Origin of the sequence: Wenjunlia vitaminophila DSM 41686 (genome assembly GCF_000380165.1) — a bacterium.
GTDB classification, from domain to species: Bacteria; Actinomycetota; Actinomycetes; order Streptomycetales; family Streptomycetaceae; genus Wenjunlia; species Wenjunlia vitaminophila.
Genome location: NZ_KB904724.1, coordinates 202,316 through 208,323, shown reverse-complemented (window position 1 = coordinate 208,323; position 6,008 = coordinate 202,316). Strand labels below are relative to the sequence as shown.

At 67.8% G+C, this 6,008-nt stretch carries 6 protein-coding genes; all 6 read right to left on the bottom strand.

The window, feature by feature from the left end; all coding sequences use genetic code 11:
- Positions 1-336 precede the first annotated feature (336 nt).
- Complete coding sequence (locus A3IG_RS0126585; RefSeq protein ID WP_018386633.1) at positions 337-1,077, bottom strand: TerD family protein; 741 nt, start codon at positions 1,075-1,077, stop codon at positions 337-339.
- A 98-nt stretch (positions 1,078-1,175) separates the two neighbouring features.
- Entirely contained in the window at positions 1,176-2,300 is a 1,125-nt protein-coding gene (locus A3IG_RS0126580) for a DUF475 domain-containing protein (protein ID WP_018386632.1), read from the bottom strand.
- Between the two features lie 113 nt (positions 2,301-2,413).
- The gene (locus A3IG_RS0126575) at positions 2,414-2,989 is read right to left on the bottom strand and encodes a TerD family protein (protein ID WP_018386631.1); all 576 of its coding nucleotides are present in this window, start codon (positions 2,987-2,989) and stop codon (positions 2,414-2,416) included.
- A gap of 188 nt (positions 2,990-3,177) precedes the next feature.
- Complete coding sequence (locus A3IG_RS0126570; protein ID WP_018386630.1) at positions 3,178-3,753, bottom strand: TerD family protein; 576 nt, start codon at positions 3,751-3,753, stop codon at positions 3,178-3,180.
- Between the two features lie 114 nt (positions 3,754-3,867).
- A complete protein-coding gene (locus A3IG_RS0126565; RefSeq protein ID WP_018386629.1) occupies positions 3,868-4,326 on the bottom strand; it encodes a peroxiredoxin in 459 nt (152 codons plus the stop codon).
- A 778-nt stretch (positions 4,327-5,104) separates the two neighbouring features.
- Positions 5,105-5,539, bottom strand: a complete 435-nt coding sequence (locus tag A3IG_RS0126560) for a DUF3052 domain-containing protein (RefSeq protein WP_018386628.1) — start codon at positions 5,537-5,539, stop codon at positions 5,105-5,107.
- Between the last annotated feature and the right edge of the window lie 469 nt (positions 5,540-6,008).

Genomic DNA, 6,008 nt, shown 5'->3' with positions numbered 1-6,008 from the left:
CCGGCGCCGGTCCCCCCGCCGGTCCAGCCGCAGCCGGGCAACGGCGGCTTCACCCTGCCCCCACAGGGACCTCAGTTCCAGCCCAGCCGCTCCGGACACCGTTAGGGGCTGTCTGATGAGTAGCGCCGTCCGCCCGGAGGGCGGGGGTCGCGGCGTCTGGTGCGTGCGATCGCAAGGCGGAGGGTCGTCCTCGTACTGGGCGTACATGGACGATCCCGACAACGCAGCGAGCGCGCGTGCCAGGCGTCACGACCCAGGCGGGATTCATCAGACAGGCCCTGGGGCGGTCCGGCAGCACCCGGACCGCCGCGGAGCGCTCCCGGGGCCGGCCGGAGATCAGGCGTCGCCGCCGGAGGCGTCCTCCCCCTTGTAGCCGCGGGCCCACTGCATGCCCCACCCGTACAGCCCGTCCAGTTCGGACTGGAACCCGTACACGTACTTCACCTCGCGGCGCACCAGGAAGTGGCCCTTGCGGTTCTCCAGCAGCAGCACCGCGCAGGACCGGGCCTCCGGGGCGCGCTCGTCCAGTTTGATCTCGATCCTCGGCCCCATGCTGGGGAACAGGGTGACCAGCGCCTGGGTGCGGCTGAACGCGGGCGTGCCGTCGTAGATGTAGACGAACACCAGCAGCCGCTTGAACTCGTCCTTCTTGTCCAGGTTGACGTACAGCGTCTCCCCCGACGGCGCACCGAACCGGTCGTCGCCGCTGGTCTCCACGTAGGGCGGCTTGTGCAGGTCACCGAAGAGCTTGCCGAGCGGCTGCACCACGCCCTTGGTGCCGTCCTTCAACTCGTACATGCAGCCCAGGTCGAGGTCCACGTTGACCATGGCCGGGCCCTGGGCCTGCACCACCTGCGGCTCGAACAGGCTCAGGGGGCGACGGAGCAGGCTGCTGCGCTGCCGGGGCTGGTTGAGCTCGGTCGGGCGCATCGACCAGGTCAGGTTGATCCGCAGGTGGCCACTGGCAGAGCCCTGCTCGGTGAGCGAGACCAACGGCGTCGACTTGGTCAGCGTCACCTTGTAGGGACTGCCGCTGTCCACGGTCGCCATCCTGGCGCGCTGGAACAGATCCCACATGGGTTGCCCCCCTCATCGTCCGGGCACACGACAGCGGGGCGGCCGTGAGCTGCTGTCCCAGGCCGCCCCGCAAGAAGCGTTCCGCAATCGGCGTTCGGTCACACCTTGACTTCGGTCTTCTCCTCCTCGCTCTCCCCGCTCTCCGCTTGTCGCCGGTTGTGCAGGACCGACGAGTAGAAGGAGGCCAGGATGAGGGAGACGCCGATCAGGCCGGTGATCACCTCGTGGATCTCGTACTTGATCGTCACCAACAGGACGACCGCCAGGGCGCCGATCGCGTAGTGGGCGCCGTGCTCCAGGTAGATGTAGTCGTCCAGGGTGCCCTTGCGGACGAGGTAGACGGTGAGCGACCGGACGTACATGGCGCCGATGCCCAGACCCAGGGCCATCCAGAAGATCTTGTTGGTGATGGCGAAGGCACCGATGACCCCGTCGAAGGAGAAGGACGCGTCCAGGACCTCCAGGTACAGGAACAAGAAGAACGCGGCCTTGCCGGCGACGCCCATCGCGCTGACCTGGCGGCCCTCCGCGGCTGCCTGCTCCTCGGCCTCCGCCTCGGCCTCCTCTTCCTCCTCGAGCTTGTCCTCGAAGTGCCCGGACAGGCCACCGACGATGAGGTAGGTGATCAGACCGGCGACCCCGGCCAGCATCACGGTGGCCGTCTTGTCCCCGCCGTGGTGCGCCACGCTGGTGGCCAGGGTCATCCCGGCGACCAGCAGGGTGATCAGCGCGACGGCCACCGAGAGCATGTCCACCTTGCCGAGCTTGGCCAACGGCCGCTCCAGCCAGCCGAGCCAGTGCTCCTCACGCTCGTCGAAGAGGAAGTCGAGGAAGATCATGAGGAGGAACATCCCACCGAAGGCGGCGATCGCCGGGTGGGCCTCGGTGACGTACTTCTCGTACTTGTCCTCATCGTTGATGGCGAGGTCGAGCGCCTCGATCGGGCCGAGCTTGGCGCTGATCGCGACGACCGCCACCGGGAAGACCAACCGCATGCCGAAGACGGCGATCAGGACGCCGACGCTCAGGAAGATCTTCTGCCAGAAGGCGTTCATCTTCTTCAGCACGCCGGCGTTGACGACCGCGTTGTCGAAGGACAACGAGATCTCGAGGATGGAGAGGATGCCCACGATGGCGAAGGCTTCCCATCCCCACATCCAGGCGGCGAAGACCAGTCCGGCGACGGTGACGCCGAACGACCAGCCAAAGGTTCGGAGGATCACTGCATAGTTCCTTAATCAGGTCGGTATCTATCCGGGCGATGTGTCCGCGCCAGGAGGGGACGCCGGCTTGACTGGCCTGAACATGAGGATCCCCCGCACTGTCCGCAGCTTTTTTACGAGACGTTGACCCCGAAGTCTAGAGCGATACCACGCAGACCTGAGGCATACCCCTGACCAACGGCCCGGAACTTCCACTCTCCGCCATAGCGGTACAGCTCACCGAAGATCATCGCCGTCTCGTTCGAAGCGTCTTCACTGAGGTCGTAGCGGGCGAGTTCCATCCCGTCGAGTTGGTTCACCACGCGGATGTAGGCGTTGGTGACCTGGCCGAAGCTCTGACGACGGGCGTCGGCGTCATAGATGGACACCGGGAAAACGATCTTGTCCACGGTCTCCGGGACATCGGGGAGATTCACCAGGACGGTCTCGTCGTCACCGCCGGTGCCGCCCACCAGTTCGTCTCCGGTGTGCTCGACTGACCCCTCGGGGCTCTTGAGGTTGTTGTAGAACACGAAGTACTGGTCACCGAGGACCCGGCCACCCCTGCAGAGCAGCGCGCTGGCGTCCAGGTCGAAGGGCGCGCCCGTGGTGGAGCGGGCCTCCCACCCCAGCCCGACCATCACCTTGGTCAGATTCGGAGCCGCCTTGGTGAGGGAGACATTGCCCCCCTTTGCGAGGGTCACACTCATTTGCCGCTTTCCTCCCCATTTGGTGGAGACATGACCGTGGATGGGGGTGCGGGAACGATCCCGCCGCCATCCGGGAACACCGTTCGGCGGCCGGACCGCCCGGGGCGTTCCCACCCCCTGAACAGGCGGCGCCGCACGCCCGAGGGCGTGCGGCGCCGCACTGCCGCTCATGACGGTGTCGCCACGGTTCAGACGTTGACGCCGAAGTCCTGCGCGATCCCCCGCAGCCCGGACGCGTAGCCCTGGCCGATGGCGCGGAACTTCCACTCGGCCCCGTGCCGGTACAGCTCACCGAAGACCATGGCCGTCTCGGTCGAGGCGTCCTCGGTGAGGTCGTACCGGGCCAGCTCGTTGTTGTCGGCCTGGTTCACCACGCGGATGTAGGCGTTGCGCACCTGCCCGAAGCTCTGCTGGCGGGCCTCGGCCTCGTAGATCGAGACCGGGAACACGATCTTGGCAACATCCTGCGGGACCGTCGCCAGGTTGACCTTGATCACCTCGTCGTCGCCGTCGCCCTCACCGGTGAGGTTGTCACCGGTGTGCTCGACCGAGCCGTCGGGGCTCTTGAGGTTGTTGAAGAACACAAAGTGGCTGTCCGAGACAACCTTGCCGTCCGCGTTCGTCAGCAGGGCGCTGGCGTCAAGGTCGAAGTCGGTGCCGGTGGTGGTACGAGCGTCCCACCCCAGACCGACGACCACCGCCGTCAGGTTCGGTGCGGCCTTGGTCAGCGAGACGTTGCCGCCTTTGCTGAGGCTGACTCCCACGAGTCCTCCCGTAAGTCGGGGAGCACATCACGCGCCCCCGTCGTGCAATGCGTTGGATCAATCGGGTCGATCCTAGTGCTCAGCTCGTTGACTGGGCACCCGGTTCTCCGGACGTCAGAGCGTCTTCAACGCCTCGACGTAGTCGTTCAGGTCACGGGCGTCGGGCAGTCCGTTGACCACCGTCCAACGCACCACACCTTCCTTGTCGATGATGAAGGTGCCACGCAGCGCGCACCCCTTCTCCTCGTCGAACACCCCGTAGGCGCGGGACGCCGCACCGTGCGGCCAGAAGTCGGACAGCAACGGGTACTCCAGGCCCTCCTTCTCGGCGAACACCCGGAGGGTGAATGGCGAGTCGTTGGAGACGGCGAGAAGCTGCACGTCGTCGTTGACGAACCGTGGGAGCTCATCCCTGACCGCGCACAGCTCGCCCGTGCACACCCCGGTGAAGGCGAACGGGTAGAACAGCAGCACCACGTTCTTGCTGCCGTGGAAGTCCGACAGACGAACCAGCTCGCCGTGCTGGTTCTTCAGCTCGAAGTCCGGAGCCTTCGTGCCGACCTCGATCGCCATGGGCGCAATCCCTTCCTGCTCTTCCCCGCACGACATTGGTATCGAACGGCACGGACAGTCTTGCATTCCTGACTCGAGCAGTGATGGCCGACCGACCCTTGCCAGGTAATGACGCGGGAACCGGGCCAGGCAGTTCCCCGGCCACCGGGGCGCGAGGCGGGTCCCGGGAAACCCGGGTGGACCGGACCCGGCCGGGTCGCGGGAGGCGGGGTGGGGCGGGCGGGGTGGGAAAGGCGGATGACGGCCAGGTGCGGAGGGGAGCGGCGCCGTTACAGGGTCGGGCGGCGGGGTGCCGGTGCCACGGCCCGTCGGGACCGGCTGCTGGGCGGGGCCCGTGGAGGCTGCTCGAACCATGGGGGAGGCCGTCGGGGCGGCGGAGGCCCAGCGGCGCTTGGAGGCGGGGCACGGCGGTGGGCCGGGGACCTTCCCGGCCCGGGGCGGCACGCGGGTGCCCGGCCCTCGGAGGACTCCGGCGCGGGGAGTCCGGCACGCGGGGGGCGCTGGCACTGGGTGGCATGGGGTGGGCGGGACGGCCCGGTGGGTGGAGGCGCCAGCGCACACGAGAACCCCGCCGGCGATGGGCGGGGCCTCGTCAGGACACGAGGGGCGCGTCCCGGGGGCACGGTGTCCAGGCAGGGCGTGCCGCGACACGGGTGTCCAGGCACGGACCCAGGACCGCTCGGCGTCGGGAACACCGGGGAGTCCCGGGCACCAGGTGCCGGGACGCGGGACGTCGGGGGCACGGACGTCGCGACCCGGGGCCCGCGACGCCGTGCGGTCAGCGCTTCCCGGTCCGCGCGGCCTTGGGGGTCACCAGCCGGCTGCCCGACCAGTCCTTGGCGGCGTTGAAGCTGCTGGTCTGGGCCAGGCCCGCGGTGGTCGCTGCCTCACCGATGTCACTCGGCTCCACATAGCCGGCGCGGCCGGTCTTCGGGGTCAGCAGCAGAATGGGGGCGCCGTTCTCCACGACGGACGTGGCGTCCACCAGGGCGTCCGTGAGGTCGCCGTCGTCCTCCCGGAACCACAGCAGCACGGCGTCGGGAACGTCGTCGTAGTCCTCGTCGGCGAGCTCCGCGCCCGTGAGCTCCTCGATACTCTCTCGGAGGTCTTGGTCGCAGTCGTCGTCGTAACCAAGCTCCTGGACCACCTGTCCGGGCTGGAGTCCCAACCGGGTCGCCGGGTTGGACTCCGCGTGGCCCGCGGTCGCGCTCACGGATTGCCTCCTGTCTTCGGTGCGTTCTTCGGTCCCGGCCTCCGCCCGGGGTCGTGGCCGTAGTCCACACGGGCCGGGCGGATCGCGCAAGTACCCTGAGGGCGATCCCACCCAAACATTGACGTGTCGCCCCAACCCACACAGCCTCCAGTGACTCGGATCACAGGCCACTGCACGTCCTCTTCCCGGATTCTTCCCACTTTGTACCCGGGTGTCGTTCCCTGTCGCCCGGATACGGCACACACCCGAACGGTCGTACGACTCTCTGGGCCCGTTCGTGCTCCAGCCACCGTGTCCCAGGCGTCGACCCCCACGGCGTAGGGTGGGTATTTGGCCAGCTTGGCCGTGAGGGCTCCTTGCGGCCTTCGTCTCACAGCGTGGCGATTACCGCATAGTAGAGATGACGTATCTGTGCGCGCGGTACACGATGGAGGCGGTGCGACCCATCGAGAGTCAGACCGAACAGTGA

Coding starts and splice junctions, on each gene's coding strand:
- A3IG_RS0126565 (WP_018386629.1), bottom strand. CDS start 4,326: ATGGCGATCGAGGTCGGCACGAAGGCTCCGGACTTCGAGCTGAAGAAC.
- A3IG_RS0126585 (WP_018386633.1), bottom strand. CDS start 1,077: ATGTGGGATCTGTTCCAGCGCGCCAGGATGGCGACCGTGGACAGCGGC.
- A3IG_RS0126575 (WP_018386631.1), bottom strand. CDS start 2,989: ATGAGTGTGACCCTCGCAAAGGGGGGCAATGTCTCCCTCACCAAGGCG.